Raw genomic sequence first — 18283 nt, 5'->3', positions numbered from 1 at the left:
GTCTTAAGGAACCGTCGTGCTTACGATCTACAACACGCTCACCAAGAGCAAAGAAGTCTTCAAGCCGCTGGATGGCAACAAGGTGCGCATGTACGTCTGCGGGATGACCGTGTACGACTACTGCCACCTGGGCCATGGCCGCAGCATGGTCGCGTTCGACCTGGTGACCCGCTGGTTGCGGTTCAGCGGTTACGACCTGACCTACGTGCGCAACATCACCGACATCGACGACAAGATCATCAATCGGGCCAACGAGAACGGCGAGTCGTTCGAGGCCTTGACCGAGCGCATGATCGCGGCGATGCACGAAGATGAAGCGCGCCTGAACATCAAAAAGCCGGACATGGAGCCGCGTGCCACGGATCACATCCCGGGCATGCACGCGATGATCCAGACCCTGATCGACAAGGGCTACGCCTACGCACCGGGCAATGGCGATGTGTACTACCGCGTCGCCAAGTTCATGGGCTACGGCAAGCTGTCGCGCAAGAAGATCGAAGACCTGCGCATCGGCGCACGAATCGAAGTCGACGAGTCGAAACAGGACCCGCTGGACTTCGTGCTGTGGAAAGGCGCCAAGCCAGGCGAGCCGAGCTGGCCATCGCCGTGGGGCGACGGTCGTCCGGGCTGGCACATCGAATGCTCGGTGATGTCCACCTGCTGCCTGGGCGAGACCTTCGACATTCATGGCGGCGGCAGCGACCTCGAGTTTCCGCATCACGAAAACGAAATCGCCCAGAGCGAAGCGGCCACCGGCAAGACCTACGCCAACGCGTGGATGCATTGCGGCATGATTCGCATCAATGGCGAGAAGATGTCCAAGTCCTTGAACAACTTCTTCACCATTCGCGACGTGCTCGACAAGTACCACCCGGAAGTCGTGCGTTACCTGCTGGTGTCGAGCCACTACCGCAGCGCGATCAACTATTCGGAAGACAACCTCAAGGACGCGAAGGGCGCCCTCGAGCGTTTCTACCATGCGTTGAAAGGCCTGCCGAAAGTGGCACCTGCTGGCGGCGAAGCCTTCGTCGAGCGTTTCACCCAGGTGATGAACGACGACTTCGGCACGCCGGAAGCCTGTGCGGTGCTGTTCGAGATGGTCCGCGAGATCAACCGTCTGCGCGAGAGCGATCTGGAAGCGGCGGCCGGTCTGGCGGCACGCTTGAAGGAACTGGCCAGCGTGTTGGGCGTGTTGCAGCTTGAAGCCGATGACTTCCTGCAGGCCGGTGCCGAAGGGCGGGTCGACGCGGCTGAAGTCGATGCACTGATCCAGGCGCGCCTGACTGCCCGTGCCAACAAAGACTGGGCCGAATCCGACCGCATCCGCGACCAGCTCACCGCTATGGGCGTGGTGCTGGAAGACGGCAAGGGCGGCACGACTTGGCGTCTGGCTGACTGATCGCTGCGTTTGCTACAAACAAAACCCGCCTTGTGCGGGTTTTTGTTTGTTTGGTTGAAGATCAAAAGATCGCAGCCTTCAATCCCCCAATTGGCGCAACCGCTTGTAAAGGGTATTGCGACTAACCCCCAACCGCCGCGCCAAGTGCGAAATATTTCCCCCAGCCGCCTGCAATTGCCGATTCAATGCCTCGGCATCATTCAAATCAACGGCTATCGGCTCCGGCGTATCCACCGGCTCCATCTCCAGATCGACAAAAAAATCATCCGGCAAATGTTCCGGCCGTACGGGTTGCTCTTCGGCCATGGCCAACGCCACCTGCATCACGCTGCTGACCTGACGCAAATTCCCCGGCCACGGATGACGACTGAATAGCTCCAGCACCTCGGGGCTCAACCCGGCCCACTGCGACGGTTCACGGTGTTGCTCCCACAAGCGCTTGAACAACGCCTGCTTGTCGCTGCGTTCCCTGAGCGGTGGCAGTTCCAGGGTCAAACCGCCGATGCGGTAATACAAATCCTCACGAAACCGCCCCAACTGCACCTGCTCGCGCAATGAGCGGTTGGTCGCCGAGATGATCCGGATGTCCACCGGGAACAACTCGCTGCTGCCCACCGGTTGTACGCAACGTTCCTGCAACACCCTCAGCAGCCGTGCCTGGGTCGGTAGCGGCATGTCGCCGATTTCATCGAGGAACAGGGTGCCTTTGTCGGCCTTGCGGATCAGCCCGATGCTGCCTTTCTGGTTGGCGCCGGTGAACGCGCCTTTCTCGTAGCCAAACAGCTCGGACTCCACCAGTTCGGCGGGGATCGCTGCACAGTTGACGGCAATGAACGGTTGTTTGCTGCGTGAGCTGGCGTGGTGCAGGGCTTTGACGAAGACTTCCTTGCCGACCCCGGTTTCCCCGTGGATCAACAATGGAATGTCCTTCTCCAGCAAACGCTCGGCCTGGCGCACGGCTTTTTCCACGCGGCTGTCGCCAAAGTGCAGGGTGTTGAGGCTGATCGCGGCGGGCGCTGCCAGGGTGGGCTCAGTGCACTTTATTTCAGGGCTTTTCGTTTCAGTGCTCTTTTTTTCTGCAAACAGCCGCGCCTGAATCGACGCCTGTTTCGGTCGTTTCAGCACGCACTGGAAACGGTTGTTTCCTGAGGCTTGCAGGGAAAACGGCAGGCCGTCCGGCTGATTCAGCAGTTCCATCAACGAGACTTTGAACAGGCTTTCGACGCTGACCCGCGACAGGCTGATGCCCAGCAGATTGTCGGCCCGGCGGTTGGCCGACAGTACCTGACCGGTTTCATCGAAGATCAGCATCCCGGCCCATTGGCTGTCGAGGTTGTTCAACCCGGTGTTGAAGGTCAGTTGGAAATGCTGGCCGTGGAACAGGTTGAGGATCAGCCGGTTCTCCACGGTCTGGCTCATCATCTTGACCATGCCCAGGGTGTGGGAGGGCGGCAGGTAGCTGTCGCTGGACACGTCCAGCACCGCGATCACCTTGCGCTCGGCATCGAAAATCGGCGCGGCGGAACCGGTCATGAAGCGGTTGGCCTTGAGGAAATGTTCATCGTGCTCGATGTGCACGGCCTGCTCGCAGGCCAGCGCGGTGCCGATCGCATTGGTCCCGCTGCAATGCTCCATCCAGCTGGCGCCGACGCTGAAACCGCGGGTCAGGCTCGGCTCGATGAAACGCTGGGTACCCCACGACGTCAGCACCTGGCCGTGATTGTCGGCGAGCATGATCAGGCAATTGGAGTTGCTGAGGATGTTTTCGTAATACGGCAGGACTTCCTGATGGGTGGTTTGCACCAGGGAATGCTGGCTCTCCAGCAAGTGGGCGATGCCGTCTGCCGGCAGCTGATCGAACGCCGGAGCGCTCTGATGATCGAGCCCGAACGCGCGGCAGCGGGACCAGGAGTCCTGGATGATGGCGTCGTGGGAGCGCTTTGAGACAGGTACGGCCATGGCGGTCGATCTCTGGGCAAGCTTTTATTGTTTTTATGGGTTTTGCATCACGTGAGGGCCACGCAAAAAACATCCGTAGAGTGTTGTTCACATTTGTTCATTGTCAATCGTTGAATTGTTCAGTTGTTCATTCGTGGTTGTTCATTTCTGTTCATCAACGAATCCGATTTTTATCTTGTTTGATGGGATTTCCAGCCAAATCAAACGCTTGAGATTTTTGGCACGGATGTCGCTATGTAGCTCCGGTCGCTTGACTCAAAAAATAAAAAAAGGCCGAGCCATGTCACTAATCCTGGAACATGTCAGCCGCACCATCGAAGGCCAGACCTGGATCGACGATGCGTGCCTTAATTTCGAACCCGGATCCTTCAACGTTTTGCTCGGTCGCACGCTGTCCGGCAAAACCAGCCTCATGCGCCTGATGGCCGGTCTGGACAAACCCGACAGCGGCCGCATCCTGATGAACGGCGTCGACGTCACCCAGCGCCCGGTGCGTTTGCGCAATGTGTCGATGGTCTATCAGCAGTTCATCAATTACCCGACCATGACGGTGTTCGAGAACATCGCCTCGCCGCTGCGTCAGGGTGGCGTTGCCAATGAGTTGATCCAGAGCAAGGTGCTGGAAACCGCGAAGATGCTGCGCATCGAGAAGTTTCTCCAGCGCCATCCACTGGAGCTCTCCGGCGGCCAGCAACAGCGCACGGCCATGGCCCGGGCGCTGGTCAAGGACGCCGAGCTGATTCTGTTCGACGAGCCGCTGGTCAACCTCGACTACAAGCTGCGCGAAGAGCTGCGCCAGGAAATGCGCGAGCTGTTCAAGGCGCGCAATACCATCGCGATTTACGCCACCACCGAACCCAACGAAGCCCTGGCGCTGGGCGGCACCACGACGATTCTTCACGAAGGCCGGGTGATTCAGAGCGGCAAGTCCTCCGAGGTGTATCACCAGCCGCAAACCGTGCTGGCGGCGGAGTTGTTCTCCGAGCCACCGATCAACCTGATGCCGGGGCGCATTGCCGGCAACGAAGTCAGTTTCGCCAATTTCGTGCACTTCCCGTTGAACGTCGATCTGCGTCCGGTGGGCGAGGGCGAGTTCCGTTTCGGCGTGCGTCCCAGCCATATCTCGCTGGTGCCGAGCAACGACGACGATCTGGAACTGGCGGTGACCGTCGAGGTGGCCGAGATCAGCGGTTCGGAAACCTTCCTGCACGTGCGCAACGAGTATTTCCTGCTGGTGCTGCACTTGCCGGGGGTGCACGAATACGACGTCGATGCGCCGATTCGCATCTATATCCCGACTCATAAACTGTTTGTGTTCGATATGCAGGGGCGGCTGGTCCAGGCGCCCGGTCGCCGTATTGCGAGGGTTGCCTGATGGCCGAAATCCGTTTGCAGAGCCTTGCCCACAGCTACACCCGCACGCCAGCCGGCCCTGAGGATTACGCGATCCGCGAGATGGACCACGTCTGGGAGCAGGGCGGCGCTTATGCGCTGCTCGGGCCATCGGGGTGCGGCAAGTCGACCTTGCTCAACATCATTTCCGGGTTGCTCAGCCCGTCCCAGGGCCAGGTGATGTTCGACGGCAAAGTGGTCAACGAACTGACCCCGGAAAAGCGCAACATCGCCCAGGTTTTCCAGTTTCCGGTGGTCTACGACACCATGACGGTGTTCGACAACCTGGCTTTCCCGCTGCGCAATCAGGGCATGGTCGAAGCGAAGATTTTCAGCAAGGTGCATGAAATCGCCGAAGTCCTCGACCTTCAGGCGTTGCTGCACAAGAAGGCGCGTAACCTCACCGCCGATGAAAAGCAGAAAGTCTCCATGGGCCGTGGGCTGGTGCGCGATGACGTGTCGGCGATCCTCTTCGATGAACCGCTGACGGTGATCGACCCGCACCTGAAGTGGAAGCTGCGGCGCAAGCTCAAGCAGATCCACGAGCAGTTCAACATCACCATGGTCTACGTCACCCACGATCAGCTCGAAGCCTCGACCTTCGCCGACAAGATCGCGGTGATGTACGGCGGGCAGATCGTGCAGTTCGGTACGCCACGGGAATTGTTCGAACGGCCGAGCCACACCTTTGTCGGCTATTTCATCGGCAGCCCGGGGATGAACCTGATCGACGTCCAGCCGCAGGCCGGCGGTGTCGGTTTTGCCGGGACTCACTTGCCGTTGTCCCACGCGATGCAGCAACGGATCGCCGACAGCGAATGGAAAACCCTGAAGGTCGGCATCCGTCCGGAGTTCGTTCATGTGTGGGAGGAAGCCTTTGATGACGCGTTGCGGGCTAAGGTCGTACACGTCGAGGACCTGGGCACCTACAAAATCATGACCCTGAACCTCGACGGCGTGCTGCTGAAAGTACGCCTGGCCGAAGACAAACCGGTGCCCGAGGGCACGGCGTACATCAGTTTCCCGGGGCAATGGCTGATGGTCTACGCCGATGATTATTTGCTGGAGGTGCTGCCATGAACAAGGTGCAGAACAACAAGGCCTGGTGGCTGGTGCTGCCGGTGTTCCTGCTGGTGGCGTTCAGTGCGGTGATCCCGATGATGACCGTGGTCAACTATTCGGTGCAGGACATCTTCGACCAGTCCAGCCGCTATTTCGTCGGCGCCGATTGGTACAAGCAGGTGTTGCTCGACCCACGGCTGCATGACTCGCTGCTGCGCCAGTTCATCTATTCCGCCTGCGTGTTATTGATCGAAATTCCGTTGGGTATCGCCATCGCCCTGACCATGCCGATCAAGGGCCGCTGGTCGTCGCTGGTGCTGATTATCCTGGCGATTCCGCTGCTGATCCCGTGGAACGTGGTCGGCACCATCTGGCAGATTTTCGGCCGGGCCGACATCGGCTTGCTTGGGTCCAGCCTCAACGGCATGGGCATCAGCTACAACTATGCGGCCAACACCATGGACGCCTGGGTCACGGTGTTGGTGATGGACGTGTGGCACTGGACGTCGCTGGTGGCGTTGTTGTGTTTCTCCGGTCTGCGGGCGATTCCGGATGTGTATTACCAGGCGGCGCGGATCGATCGGGCGTCGGCCTGGGCGGTGTTCCGGCACATCCAGTTGCCCAAGCTCAAGAGCGTGCTGCTGATCGCGGTGATGCTGCGGTTCATGGACAGTTTCATGATCTACACCGAACCGTTCGTGCTGACCGGTGGTGGTCCGGGCAATGCCACGACCTTCCTGAGTCAGACCTTGACCCAGATGGCCGTAGGGCAATTCGACCTCGGCCCGGCGGCGGCTTTCTCGCTGGTGTACTTCCTGATCATCCTGTTGGTGTCGTGGCTGTTCTACACCGCCATGACTCACTCTGACGCCAATCGGTGAGGCCTGCCATGAGCAAGAGAAAGCTGATTCCGCTGCTGGTCTACATCCTGTTCCTGCTGGTGCCGATCTACTGGCTGCTGAACATGTCCTTCAAGAGCAACACCGAAATCCTCGGCGGCCTGACGCTGTTTCCCAAGGATTTCACTTTCGCCAACTACAAGGTGATCTTCACCGACCCGAGCTGGTACACCGGCTACCTCAACTCGGCGTACTACGTCAGCATGAATACGATTATTTCCCTGACCGTGGCGTTGCCGGCGGCGTATGCGTTTTCGCGTTATCGCTTCCTCGGTGACAAGCACCTGTTCTTCTGGCTGCTGACCAACCGCATGGCACCGCCGGCGGTGTTCCTGTTGCCGTTCTTCCAGCTGTATTCCTCGATCGGCTTGTTCGACACGCACATCGCGGTGGCGTTGGCTCACTGTCTGTTTAACGTGCCGCTGGCGGTGTGGATTCTTGAGGGCTTCATGTCTGGGGTTCCCAAGGAAATCGACGAAACCGCCTACATCGATGGCTACAGCTTTCCCAAGTTCTTCGTGAAGATTTTCGTTCCGCTGATCGGCTCCGGGATCGGTGTCACGGCGTTTTTCTGCTTCATGTTTTCCTGGGTCGAATTGTTGCTGGCGCGAACCCTGACGTCGGTGAACGCCAAACCCATCGCCGCGGTGATGACCCGCACGGTCTCGGCGTCCGGCATCGACTGGGGCGTGCTGGCAGCGGCGGGGGTGTTGACTATCCTGCCGGGCATGCTGGTGATCTGGTTTGTTCGCAACCACGTGGCCAAGGGCTTTGCCCTGGGCCGGGTATGAGGAATTGATGATGGAATGGATGAGTTGGACCAGCCCGACGGCGGCGTTCTTCGGCGTCATAGCCTTGATCCTGGTGGGCATGACGACCTGGGAGTTGCGTTCGCCAAGCATTCTTCGAAAAGGTTTTCTGCCGATTACCACCACCCGTGGCGATCGGCTGTTTATCGGTCTTCTCGGCAGCGCCTACCTGCATTTGCTGGTAATCGGCGTCACCGACTGGAGCATCTGGATAGCGTTCGCGTTGTCCCTGGTGTGGCTGTTGGCTGTGATGCGTTGGGGCTAGTCGAATCGCTCGGCAATGTTGCTCCGAAACCCATAAAGGAGGTCTCTATGTTCGACAAAAACAATAAGCTGCGACATAGCATTTCACTGGCAGCCATGCTGGCACTCAGCGGATTGAGCGCATCGGCCTGGGCTGATGCCTACGAAGACGCTGCGAAAAAGTGGATCGGCGGCGAATTCAAACCGTCCACCTTGACGGCCGATCAGCAACTCGCGGAATTGAAGTGGTTCATCAAGGCGGCCGAGCCGTTTCGCGGGATGGACATCAAGGTTGTCTCGGAAACCCTGACCACCCATGAATACGAGTCCAAGGTGCTGGCCAAGGCCTTCACCGAGATCACCGGGATCAAAGTCACCCACGACTTGCTGCAAGAAGGCGATGTGGTGGAAAAGCTGCAGACCGTGATGCAGTCGGACAAGAGCATCTATGACGGCTGGGTCAACGACTCCGACCTGATCGGTACGCACTTTCGCTATGGCAAGACCGAGTCGATCACCGACCTGATGGCCAACGAAGGCAAGAACTTCACCTCGCCGACCCTCGACATCAAGGACTTCATCGGCATTTCCTTCACCACCGCGCCGGACGGCAAGATCTATCAGCTGCCCGACCAGCAGTTCGCCAACCTTTACTGGTTCCGCGCCGACTGGTTCGATCGGGCGGACCTGAAAGCAAAATTCAAGGAAAAGTACGGCTACGAATTGGGCGTGCCGGTGAACTGGTCGGCCTATGAAGACATCGCCAAATTCTTCAGCGAAGACGTCAAGGAAATCGACGGCAAACGCATCTACGGGCACATGGACTACGGCAAGAAGGATCCATCCCTGGGCTGGCGCTTCACCGATGCCTGGTTCTCCATGGCCGGCGGCGGCGACAAGGGGCTGCCCAACGGCTTGCCGGTGGACGAGTGGGGCATCCGTGTCGAGGACTGCCATCCGGTCGGTTCCAGCGTGACCCGCGGCGGCGACACCAACGGCCCGGCGGCGGTGTTCGCGACACAGAAATACGTCGACTGGATGAAGGCCTATGCGCCGCCGGAAGCAGCGGGCATGACCTTTTCCGAGTCTGGCCCGGTACCGTCTCAGGGCAACATTGCCCAACAGATCTTCTGGTACTCCGCCTTTACCGCCGACATGACCAAACCGGGCCTGCCGGTGGTGAACGCCGACGGTACGCCGAAGTGGCGCATGGCGCCGTCGCCGAGAGGGCCGTACTGGGAAGAGGGCATGAAGCTTGGGTATCAGGACGTGGGTTCCTGGACATTCATGAAGTCCACGCCTGAGAAACAGAAACTCGCGGCCTGGCTGTACGCGCAGTTCGTGACCTCGAAAACCGTGTCGCTGAAGAAAACCATCGTCGGCCTGACACCGATCCGCGAGTCGGACATCAACTCTCAAGCCATGACCGACCTGGCGCCGAAGCTCGGTGGCCTGGTCGAGTTCTATCGCAGCCCGGCGCGGGTGCAATGGACCCCGACCGGCACCAACGTGCCGGACTATCCGCGTCTGGCGCAGTTGTGGTGGAGCCACATCGCCGAAGCCGCCAGCGGCGAGAAAACCCCGCAACAGGCGCTCGATGGTCTGGCCAAGGATCAGGACGCGATCATGACCCGTCTGGAACGCTCCAAGGCCCAGGCCACTTGCGCGCCGAAAATGAACCCGGAACGCGACGCGCAATACTGGTTCGACCAACCGGGCGCACCGAAGCCGAAACTGGCCAACGAGAAGCCCAAGGGTGAAACCGTGAGCTATGCCGAACTGCTGAAATCGTGGGAGGTGGCGCGTAAGTAACAGATCGGCCTGCGACGTCGAACGGCACCTTCGGGTGCCGTTTCTATTTATGCCCACTTTCTCGTTTCAGCGACTGGCGCACGGTTCTCATTACCGCGAGGTCGAAGGCGTTGTGCCCGGCGTGGAGCAGACGACAACGGATGTTCTGGCGCTGGCGAAGCCAACGTACGCTGGACATGCCGAAGGTGTCTTTGATGCCTTGTATCACCAGGGTATCGGCATCGACCCGGAGACGCTCGTCCGCCCGTGTGAAGAAATAGTGATTAACGTGGTAATGCAACTCCAGGCAGATGGCGCGCACCGCTTCTTCATCAACGAAGTCTTCGAGTGCGTGCGGGCACATCGATTGCCCGTTCAATTGCAAAATAGCCTGCAGCCAGTGGATGGCAGCCTGACGCTGTTGCACCTCGCAACCATTGCTCAGTAGCTGGTAGATACCCCGCGCACTGGCGTCGTGGGAGCCAATGGCGAATTGAGATAAACCCTCGCTCAAGGTTTTATCGTAGGCGCTTACGTTCGCAACAAACGGTATGAACACCGAGACCAACGTGGTTTTCAGAATGGCGTCGGGATAGAGCTGCTGGTATTGGATGGCCAACCAGCTTCCCCATGAAATGCCCAGCAAACTGATTTTTTCGAAACCAAAATGCCGCCGCAGGGCATCGATGTCTTCAACGGATAGCCCAGTGCTGTTGTGCTGGAGCTCGCCGAGGGGAAGGGAGCGCCCGCAGCCTCGCTGGTCGAACAAAATGATATCGAAACATCGCAGATCGAAGAACTCAAGATGATGGAGGGCGCTACGACCACCCGGCCCGCCATGCAGGAAAAATATCGGTTCGCTGCCGGGTGTGCCGTGCCGCTCCCAATAGAGATGGTGGCCGTCACAAGTCGGGTAGTAGCCATTGATCGGGGAGACCACCATCAGATGGGAACCTTCAGTCTGTAGAACTGAAACAGCTCCGTGTGCCCGGGGCGGGCCGCTACACTGGAAATCACCTGCAGTTTCAGGATCTGGGCCATGTAGGGAACGGAAATCAGTACCGGCGTATGGCCGAAAACGATAATCGTGCCTCCCGGATTCACGCACGGTGCCATATCGTGCAATGTCTGCTGCGCATCGGCGCGAGTCATGACTTCGGCATTGAGGAAACGCAGTATCAGCACATCACATTTGATGCCGGCAGAGGCAATGTTTCGGGCATCGGCCAGATAAAATTCGGCAGATGAGGTGCCATGACGATTTTTTGCATGTTCGATCATCGACGCCGAACGATCGGAGCCCAGGCAATGTCGGTCGGGGAGTTCGCGGGCCAGGTGCGCAATGAATTCCCCAGTCGAGCACGCCGGATCATGGATCACCGCGCCGGGACTCGATATCGTCTTGAGTAACGTTGCGCAATGCTGGCGAAAGTGGCTTTCGTCGGCATCCAGTTGCTTGGCGAGCGATTCATTGCACTGCCAGTATTCGGGCGGGCAAACAAACTCCAGGCCCGTGTCATCAGTGACAGGAAACGGGAAACACACCTCGCTGTCCGGTTTAGTCTGCGCAACGTGGAAAGCCGTTTCCTTTTCTTGTCGGGTAACTCCTCGAAAATAGATCTCTGCACCTTCATTGCCCCAATGCCACTCAGCGAGCGGTCCGAGCAACATCCAGGGCCTGAGCAGGCTGTTGATATGCCAGCCGTCAGTGTCAGTGTGTTGCAGGACTTTTCGGCCCACCCAGTCGCAGCCATTCACGCGCAGAACGAAGAGCTGATGGAGCCCCGGCCCCAAGGGCTCGACGTAACGATCGAGTTTGCCAGGGGAGGCCACATGACGGACGAAGGATTGAGCCAAGCGCTGTTCTCGATGGAGGGCAGTCGTTGCCGATCGAGCGTTCATGCCGGCACTCCATGTCGCCTTTCCAAGCGCCGTCCCCGCGCCTGCGGGATAACCACGTTGCCGCTGGAGACTACGAAAAATCGCTCCAGCCCCGGAATGACGACATTGACCAGCGTGGTGCCGAGGGCGGTCTGGTGAAGCGGTGCAATGCCCAGCGTGCGCCCATGCCGATGCAGGTCTTCGGCCAGCAAGCTGATTTGCTCGGCCAATGGTCGTTCATCACGAGCATTGGGCAAGACTACTGTTTGTTGCTCGCACAGGTTCAACAGCGGATGCCGATCGAATCGCAGGCAGCGCAACAGGCGAGGAAAGGCCGTCAGATGCCGCTGAGCGTTGCTCAGATAGTCTCTCAGTTCAGGCTCCGAGGACCAAAGATGTAACTGAACCAGTTCGGTAAGTGCTCGCCATGCGCCATGCCTGGCATCAATCGAGCAACCGGTGCCGAAGACTCGTGGGTGAGTGCATGGCGCGGCTGAAAAGGCCAGAAAGGTTCGCGGCAGGAATTCGGTGCTGATGTCGACAAGGACGATCTCGGCACCGATCTCCGCTTCGGCGTCCAGCCACAGCCGACCCAGCTTGTCGTGATCGGACGTGCGTGCGACGCGGCGCAGGGGCGCGTGGTTTTCGTAGTAGAAATGCTCCAGCAAGAACAACGAAACCGCATCGCGCTCAATACATTCATTGGCAGCATGCAAAACCGCCTCGTTGTAAGTTGCGCCAATAGCGGTTCCGCTATTACTGGCATAACGTTGCAGTGCGCCATAGTTGGTTGTGTCTTGTATCAGTGTTCGTCGTGAATAACCGGGTGTGCATAAAGCGACCGGGTATGTAAATGAAGTGTGCTTTAGAACATCCGTATACTGTCGGCAGGCTGTTATGGCATTGGGTTGTTCGGCGATAAGTGCCAGGGCAGTGTCGTCGGTAAATAGTGATGTGTCGGAAAAATAGCGCGGGGCTACATAGTGAATGTCGGATGTATCCAAGTGGTCACTTAAATAGTGTTCCAGCATTTCGTAAAGTGCACCGACACGGGCGTGGCGCGGGTAGCCTTTACCTGATCCCCTGGCGGTGTGGTGCTGATCGCTGGAGCTGGCAGAGGCATGGACCGCGACAATCTGCTGGCCCAGTGTGCGGGTGTCGACACGCAGGCCCAAGCCATCAAGTTCAGCGTGAATCCGCTGTTCAGCTTGCTCCAGGGTGAGTTCTCGTTCGGCAAGTGTGAAACCCATTGTTCGTTCCCTCGAGAAACGGGGGGCGCCGGCCCCCCGTTTTTTATACAGCTTCCAGTTCGGACTGTTCAGCCTCAGTCAGTTGCAGTTCTTCAACCTGCTCTGGCGTAGGCGCTTCCTGTTGTTCAAGGTCGATCACTTTGTTGGCGTTCCAGTTACCCATATAACCCATGATTAAACTCTCTTTTTGTTAGACATTGGATGTGCTGTATCGAGCACGGAGCAAATGTATAAGGCAGGTATTGGCTCGGTCAAAAATGACAGGAAGTTTCAAAAACCATATTCAAGGGGTGTTGAAATACGTACACATCAATTGTCGGCTTGACGATTTTTTTCGTGACGCATCGGCGGGTGTTGAATGGGACGGTATTGCGGGACATACCCGCCCCAACGATTTCGACGCATGCACTTGTCGGAAATTTCAGCTGCATGGAGGTGCGAAATCGTGATGACTGACTTTTGTGGCTCTTCAGGGTTCTTCGCGCGACGATTTTTCCTATCGCGTATGAAGGCGTTTCAGAAAAAATGCAGGTTGAATGGCTGGGCATCTATTCATCGGGGGTGGGAAATCCCAATCGAAACACCGTCAACGTCCCAGGCGAGCTTTTAACCTGTGCCACCCCCTGATGCAGGCTCATGATCGAGCGCACGATGGCCAGGCCCAGTCCGGTGCTGCCTTGTGAGCGGGAGCGGCTGCTGTCGACCCGGTAAAAGCGGTCGAACAGGTGCGGCAGATGCTGCGCTTCGATGCCCGCGCCGGGGTTGCTGACTTCCAGTGCAACCTGTGTCGCCTCTTGCTCAATGTGCAGCGAAACCGTTTGCCCGGCCGGACAGTGGCGCAGGGCGTTGGACAGCAGGTTCGAGATCGCCCGTTGAATCATCAGCCGGTCGCCCAGCACGCGCGCGCTGCCGGTCACGCTCAGGCTGATGCGCTTGTCTTGCGCCGACAAGGAAAACAGGTCGGCCACTTTTTCGACTTCTTCTTCCAGGGCGACCGACTCGAAAGATGTGAGCGCTGCGGGGTTACTGGCCTGCGCCAGAAACAGCATGTCCGAGACAATCCGCGCGACACGCTCCAGCTCTTCGGTGCAGGACACCAAGACGTTTTTGTACGCCTCGGCCGTGCGTTCCCGGGACAGCGTCACCTGTGCCTTGCCCATCAGATTGTTGATCGGCGTGCGCAGTTCATGGGCCAGGTCATCGGAGAACTGCGACAACTGCTGCACACCATTGTCGAGGCGATCCAGCATGACGTTGATCCCCTGGGCCAGCTCACTGAGTTCCTGGGGCATGTCGAGCACCGACAGCCGATGGCCGAGGTCTTGCGTCGAGACCATCGCCGCCACTTTGCGAAACTCGCGCAACGGCATCAGCCCCCGCTGTACGGCGGCCCAGGCACTGAGGCCGATGAAGATCAGCAGCAATGGCAAAGCAATCAGCGTCGAGCGCAGATAGGCGCTGAGCAACGCCTGATTGTGGGCATCGTCCATCGACAGCAGCACCGGGACGCGGGTGCCGTCCTTGATGCGGACCAACCGAGAAGCGGTCAGGTAGCGCTTGCCTTGATCGTCGGTGCCGTCGGAGAACGCCAGTGGTTCGTCGGCGGCCAGCACTGCCTTGCGTTCAAGGCGCGGGTCGGCCATGCCGGAGCCGGATTTCAACAGCGGCGTGCGCAAGTTACTGCGGTCATAAATCGTCAGGGTGAGGTTGTCATGGCCCATGACCTGATCGAGCAGAATGTGCGGCGCCGAACGAATTTCTGCGGCATCGGCGTACAGCGACAGGCTGTGTTCCACCTGTTCCACCTTCTGGGCCAGGCTGTTTCTGGATAACGCGTTCAACTCATGGGTCAGGGCAAAGTAGGCAAGGATCGCCAGGAACACCACCAGTAGCGCGCCGAGAATACTCACCGTCAGGCCCAGGCGCATCGACAGGCTGGCCGGCTTCATTCCCGCGCCTCCAGGACATAGCCGACACCGCGCAGGGTGTGGATCAGTTTGCTGTCGAACGGGTCGTCGATCTTCGCCCGCAAACGCCGGATCGACACTTCGACCACGTTGGTGTCGCAGTCGAAATTCATGTCCCACACCAGCGAAATGATCTGGGTGCGGGTCAGTACTTCCCCGGACTGGCGCATCAGCAGATGCAGCAGGGCGAACTCCTTGGTGGTCAGGTCGATGCGCTGCTCGCCGCGAAAGGCGCGGTGACGGCCCGGATCAAGTTCCAGATCGGCGACTTTGAGCACCTGCGGCACCGGGATGTTTTCGCTGCGGCGCATCAGCGTGCGCACCCGCGCCAGCAATTCCGGAAACTCGAATGGCTTGACCAGATAATCGTCGGCACCCAGATCCAGACCACGAATCTTGTCGGCCAGACGCCCGCGCGCGGTGAGCATCATCACCCGGGTGGAATGGGTGCGACGCAATTGCTCCAGCACGCCCCAGCCATCGAGTTCCGGCAGGTTCACATCCAGGATCACCAGGTCATATGCCTGCTGTTGCGCCAGATGCAGTCCATCGGCGCCAGTGGCCGCGTGGTCAACGATATAACCACTTTCCGTCAGTCCCTGATGCAAGTATTCGGCAGCTTTAAGCTCGTCCTCGACGACAAGGATTCGCATGATCTATCACCACTTTTATTTAATGGATATTTAATTAAGGTGGCCAGGAAAGTTGTTGTTTTTGTAGGGGCTTCCGGACGGATTTGAATAACGACTAGAGATTGTGAGTTGCTGGTTTCCTACGGCGGTTTCCCTGTGTGATGGCGTGCAAGGTAAAGGCTGTAGTGGCTACAGGGTCAACTGAAATGCTGGGTCTTGAGCCCTTAATAGGGTCGTCTGCGACAGCCTGTCGCAGCAGGCAAGCCCGAATGCCCATGCGCCACATTCAGGCAAGTGCTGTTTGGCAGATAACTACCGTGTATTTGTTTCCATGTATTGCTATGTCGCCTTTCGCACTTCGCATCCTAGATCAAAACAACTTCCATAAACCGTGGATGACGGATTTGTAATGTTCCAGTCACCTTGCCGATAAGTTCAAAACCCTACCGTGGCGGCATCAAAGATTCTTGAATAAAGGAAGTCTTCCATTGCCCGGTTTAAAAGAACGGACGGCGCGAGCACGCCTGAAAAAAACAGCGAGGACAGTGACGGCCAGCGTTGTGTGGCTGGCCGGCACGGGGCTTGTGCATGCATCCACCCTGACCCTCGATCAAGCCCTGCAAACGGCATTTGCCGGTAACCCGGATCTGGCGGCTGCGCAGTGGGAAATCGGCATCGCCGAGGGTGAGCGCAAACAGGCCGGTCTGATCCCCAACCCCGAAGTGTCGTGGGAGGCCGAAGACACCCGGCGCGATTCGCGAACCACCACGGTGATGCTCAGCCAACCGATCGAACTGGGCGGCAAACGTGGTGCACGGATCGACGTCGCCAGCCGCGCGCAGGACGCCGCCGGGATCGAGTGGGAGCGCAAGCGCAATGCCTTGCGCGCCGATGTGATTCAGGCGTTCAACAGCGCCCGGACCGCGCAACAACGCTTGCAGTTGTCCCGCCAGTCGCTGCAACTGGCCGAACACGGTTTGCGCGTCGCCCAAGGACGCATCGAGGCCGGCAAATCATCGCCAGTCGAAGGCACCCGTGCGCACGTGCAACTCTCCGAAGTGCGCCTGGAACTGAGCCGCGCCGAACGCGATCGGGCCAACGCCTACCAGCAATTGGCGCAGGTCATGGGCGCACCGTGGCCAACCTCGACCACCGTGCAAGCGGCCACGCAAAGCATGCCCACCGTGCCACCGGCGAGCCGATTGCTGGAGCGCCTGAACGAGACCGCCGAACTGCGTCTGGCCAAATTGCAGATCGATCAGCGCGAAGCCTCATTGGGTCTGGAAAAGTCGCAACGCATTCCCGACCTGACCGTGAGCATTGGCAGTCAATACAGCGCAACCGAGCGCGAGCGGGTCAACGTGGTCGGGCTGTCGCTGCCGATTCCGCTGTTCAACCGCAATCAGGGCAACGTGCTGGCGGCAGCCCGGCGCAGCGATCAGGCGCGGGACCTGCGCAACGCCACCGAGCTGCGTTTGCGCACGGAAATCCAGACCACCCTTGAGCAATGGCAGACCGCCAATGGCGAAGTCGAAGCGTTCAACCAGACCATCCTGCCCGCCGCGCAAAGTGCGGTCGACAGCGCCACACGCGGTTTCGAAATGGGCAAGTTCGGCTTCCTCGATGTGCTCGACGCCCAGCGCACCCTGATCAGCGCACGCAGCCAATACATCCAGGCCGTCAGCGAGGCGACGGACGCGCGAGTACGCATCGAACGCATCTTCGGCGACCTCACCGTCAGCCCTTGAATTTCATCTTTCAAATCACTGCGCGATGGTATGGCGCAGAGGAGTTTCCATGGAAAAAAAACTGATCGTGGTGGCTGCGGCGACGTTGGCGCTGGGCATTGGTATTGGCTCGATGTGGCCGGGAAATGCGTCCATCGACGCTCACGCCGATGAAGCGGCGGAACACGCCGGTCACGCTGAAGAAGGCACAGCAGCCAACGGTGAACATACAGAAGAAGGGCACCTGGAGCTGAGCACCGAACAGATCGCAGCGGCGGGCATTCAACTGGCCGAAGCGCGGGCGCAGAACATCAGCCTCGGCTTGCCGTTCCCCGGCGAAGTGCGCTTTGACGAGGACCGTACCGCGCACGTGGTGCCTCGGGTGCCCGGGGTGGTCGAGTCGGTATCGGTCAATCTTGGGCAGCCGGTGAAGAAGGGCCAGTTGCTGGCGGTGATCGCCAGTCAGCAGATCTCTGATCAGCGCAGCGAACAGGCTGCCGCGCAGCGGCGCCTGACCTTGGCGCGCACCACCTACGAACGCGAGAAAAAACTGTGGCAGGACAAGATCTCCGCCGAGCAGGATTTCCTTCAGGCACGCCAGGCATTGGAAGAAGCCGAAATTGCCCTGACCAATGCCCGGCAAAAAATCAGCGTGCTCAGTGGCAGCGTGGTCGCCACCGGCGGCAATCGCTATGAACTGCGCGCGCCGTTCGACGGTGTGGTGGTGGAAAAACACCTGACGCCGGGGGAGGTGGTCGATGAGACCTCGGCGGCTTTTACCCTCTCCGACCTGTCGCGGGTGTGGGTGACGTTCGGCGTTTCGCCCAAGGAGCTGACCAAGGTACAAATGGGCAAACCGGTCACCGTCAGCGCCCCGGAACTCAATGCTGAAATCGCCGGCACCGTGGCCTACGTCGGCAGTTTGCTCGGTGAACAGACCCGCACTGCAACGGTCCGCGTGACCCTGGAAAATCCGCAAGGCTCGTGGCGCCCCGGCCTGTTCGTCACCGCGCTGGTGGCGACCGACAGTCGTCAAGCCAGGGTCGCCGTACCTGAAACCGCGATCCAGACCGTCGAGGACAAACCCACGGTGTTCGTGCGCACCGATGACGGCTTCAAGGCGCAAGCGGTGGAGCTGGGCAGTCGCGCGGCTGGTCTTGTGGAAGTCATCCAAGGGCTGGAGCCGGGCGTGCAAGTCGCCAGTGCCGGCAGCTTCGTCCTCAAATCGGAATTGGGCAAAGCCTCGGCCGAGCATTCTCATTGAAGGCTCCC

Annotated in this window: 16 protein-coding genes; 9 read left to right on the top strand and 7 right to left on the bottom strand. The window is 59.1% G+C overall.

Going from position 1 to position 18283, the window contains the following annotated elements; all coding sequences use genetic code 11:
• The first annotated feature begins 16 nt into the window (after positions 1-16).
• A complete protein-coding gene (gene cysS, locus AC1DQM_RS12830) occupies positions 17-1399 on the top strand; it encodes a cysteine--tRNA ligase (RefSeq protein WP_064618821.1) in 1383 nt (460 codons plus the stop codon).
• Positions 1400-1477: 78 nt separating this feature from the next.
• Here the strand turns inward: cysS and AC1DQM_RS12825 are convergent, their stop codons facing one another.
• Positions 1478-3358 (bottom strand): sigma-54-dependent Fis family transcriptional regulator, encoded by a 1881-nt coding sequence (locus tag AC1DQM_RS12825; RefSeq protein WP_138867911.1) that lies wholly within the window; start codon positions 3356-3358, stop codon positions 1478-1480.
• A gap of 280 nt (positions 3359-3638) precedes the next feature.
• Here AC1DQM_RS12825 and AC1DQM_RS12820 point away from each other — a divergent pair, with 280 nt between their 5' ends.
• From AC1DQM_RS12820 to AC1DQM_RS12795, 6 genes are read left to right on the top strand one after another with little or no spacing between them, the layout of a single operon-like run.
• Positions 3639-4733 (top strand): ABC transporter ATP-binding protein, encoded by a 1095-nt coding sequence (locus tag AC1DQM_RS12820; protein WP_018925486.1) that lies wholly within the window; start codon positions 3639-3641, stop codon positions 4731-4733.
• On the top strand, positions 4733-5830 hold the full coding sequence (locus tag AC1DQM_RS12815) for an ABC transporter ATP-binding protein (RefSeq protein WP_086944996.1): 1098 nt from the start codon (positions 4733-4735) through the stop codon (positions 5828-5830). Before AC1DQM_RS12820 ends, AC1DQM_RS12815 begins: the two co-directional genes overlap by 1 nt.
• Positions 5827-6693 (top strand): carbohydrate ABC transporter permease, encoded by an 867-nt coding sequence (locus AC1DQM_RS12810; protein ID WP_064618816.1) that lies wholly within the window; start codon positions 5827-5829, stop codon positions 6691-6693. Before AC1DQM_RS12815 ends, AC1DQM_RS12810 begins: the two co-directional genes overlap by 4 nt.
• Before the next feature lie 8 nt (positions 6694-6701).
• The gene (locus AC1DQM_RS12805) at positions 6702-7502 is read left to right on the top strand and encodes a carbohydrate ABC transporter permease (RefSeq protein WP_477746285.1); all 801 of its coding nucleotides are present in this window, start codon (positions 6702-6704) and stop codon (positions 7500-7502) included.
• A 10-nt stretch (positions 7503-7512) separates the two neighbouring features.
• Complete coding sequence (locus tag AC1DQM_RS12800; protein WP_026345728.1) at positions 7513-7785, top strand: DUF2160 domain-containing protein; 273 nt, start codon at positions 7513-7515, stop codon at positions 7783-7785.
• 47 nt (positions 7786-7832) lie between these two features.
• Positions 7833-9575, top strand: coding sequence for an ABC transporter substrate-binding protein (locus tag AC1DQM_RS12795; protein ID WP_064618814.1), 1743 nt, complete (start codon positions 7833-7835; stop codon positions 9573-9575).
• 43 nt (positions 9576-9618) lie between these two features.
• On the opposite strand, the gene AC1DQM_RS12790 is transcribed toward AC1DQM_RS12795, so the two are convergent.
• The 6 genes from AC1DQM_RS12790 to AC1DQM_RS12765 form a co-directional block, all read right to left on the bottom strand.
• Entirely contained in the window at positions 9619-10497 is an 879-nt protein-coding gene (locus AC1DQM_RS12790) for an alpha/beta fold hydrolase (protein WP_477746284.1), read from the bottom strand.
• Positions 10497-11456, bottom strand: coding sequence for a class I SAM-dependent methyltransferase (locus tag AC1DQM_RS12785; RefSeq protein WP_477746283.1), 960 nt, complete (start codon positions 11454-11456; stop codon positions 10497-10499). Before AC1DQM_RS12785 ends, AC1DQM_RS12790 begins: the two co-directional genes overlap by 1 nt.
• Positions 11453-12685, bottom strand: coding sequence for a YcaO-like family protein (locus tag AC1DQM_RS12780; protein WP_477746282.1), 1233 nt, complete (start codon positions 12683-12685; stop codon positions 11453-11455). The genes AC1DQM_RS12785 and AC1DQM_RS12780 overlap by 4 nt, the downstream gene beginning before the upstream one ends.
• Positions 12686-12728: 43 nt before the next feature.
• Positions 12729-12857 (bottom strand): hypothetical protein, encoded by a 129-nt coding sequence (locus tag AC1DQM_RS12775; protein ID WP_256597110.1) that lies wholly within the window; start codon positions 12855-12857, stop codon positions 12729-12731.
• Between the two features lie 376 nt (positions 12858-13233).
• A complete protein-coding gene (locus AC1DQM_RS12770) occupies positions 13234-14634 on the bottom strand; it encodes a heavy metal sensor histidine kinase (RefSeq protein WP_086944992.1) in 1401 nt (466 codons plus the stop codon).
• A complete protein-coding gene (locus AC1DQM_RS12765) occupies positions 14631-15305 on the bottom strand; it encodes a heavy metal response regulator transcription factor (protein WP_007940896.1) in 675 nt (224 codons plus the stop codon). Before AC1DQM_RS12765 ends, AC1DQM_RS12770 begins: the two co-directional genes overlap by 4 nt.
• A gap of 467 nt (positions 15306-15772) precedes the next feature.
• On the opposite strand from AC1DQM_RS12765, the gene AC1DQM_RS12760 reads away from it, so the two are divergent.
• A complete protein-coding gene (locus AC1DQM_RS12760; RefSeq protein ID WP_477746281.1) occupies positions 15773-17032 on the top strand; it encodes a TolC family protein in 1260 nt (419 codons plus the stop codon).
• Between the two features lie 49 nt (positions 17033-17081).
• Positions 17082-18275, top strand: a complete 1194-nt coding sequence (locus AC1DQM_RS12755) for an efflux RND transporter periplasmic adaptor subunit (protein ID WP_477746280.1) — start codon at positions 17082-17084, stop codon at positions 18273-18275.
• Positions 18276-18283: the final 8 nt, after the last annotated feature.

The organism is Pseudomonas sp. 01L34 (assembly GCF_056400265.1).
This window is presented reverse-complemented; position numbering and strand designations above follow the sequence as displayed.

Excerpts from the sequence above, each read along its gene's own strand:
- AC1DQM_RS12825 (WP_138867911.1), bottom strand. The coding sequence starts at position 3,358 with ATGGCCGTACCTGTCTCAAAGCGCTCCCACGACGCCATCATCCAGGAC.
- AC1DQM_RS12820 (WP_018925486.1), top strand. The coding sequence starts at position 3,639 with ATGTCACTAATCCTGGAACATGTCAGCCGCACCATCGAAGGCCAGACC.
- AC1DQM_RS12815 (WP_086944996.1), top strand. The coding sequence starts at position 4,733 with ATGGCCGAAATCCGTTTGCAGAGCCTTGCCCACAGCTACACCCGCACG.
- AC1DQM_RS12810 (WP_064618816.1), top strand. The coding sequence starts at position 5,827 with ATGAACAAGGTGCAGAACAACAAGGCCTGGTGGCTGGTGCTGCCGGTG.
- AC1DQM_RS12805 (WP_477746285.1), top strand. The coding sequence starts at position 6,702 with ATGAGCAAGAGAAAGCTGATTCCGCTGCTGGTCTACATCCTGTTCCTG.
- AC1DQM_RS12800 (WP_026345728.1), top strand. The coding sequence starts at position 7,513 with ATGGAATGGATGAGTTGGACCAGCCCGACGGCGGCGTTCTTCGGCGTC.
- AC1DQM_RS12795 (WP_064618814.1), top strand. The coding sequence starts at position 7,833 with ATGTTCGACAAAAACAATAAGCTGCGACATAGCATTTCACTGGCAGCC.
- AC1DQM_RS12790 (WP_477746284.1), bottom strand. The coding sequence starts at position 10,497 with ATGGTGGTCTCCCCGATCAATGGCTACTACCCGACTTGTGACGGCCAC.
- AC1DQM_RS12785 (WP_477746283.1), bottom strand. The coding sequence starts at position 11,456 with ATGAACGCTCGATCGGCAACGACTGCCCTCCATCGAGAACAGCGCTTG.
- AC1DQM_RS12780 (WP_477746282.1), bottom strand. The coding sequence starts at position 12,685 with ATGGGTTTCACACTTGCCGAACGAGAACTCACCCTGGAGCAAGCTGAA.
- AC1DQM_RS12775 (WP_256597110.1), bottom strand. The coding sequence starts at position 12,857 with ATGGGTTATATGGGTAACTGGAACGCCAACAAAGTGATCGACCTTGAA.
- AC1DQM_RS12770 (WP_086944992.1), bottom strand. The coding sequence starts at position 14,634 with ATGAAGCCGGCCAGCCTGTCGATGCGCCTGGGCCTGACGGTGAGTATT.
- AC1DQM_RS12765 (WP_007940896.1), bottom strand. The coding sequence starts at position 15,305 with ATGCGAATCCTTGTCGTCGAGGACGAGCTTAAAGCTGCCGAATACTTG.
- AC1DQM_RS12755 (WP_477746280.1), top strand. The coding sequence starts at position 17,082 with ATGGAAAAAAAACTGATCGTGGTGGCTGCGGCGACGTTGGCGCTGGGC.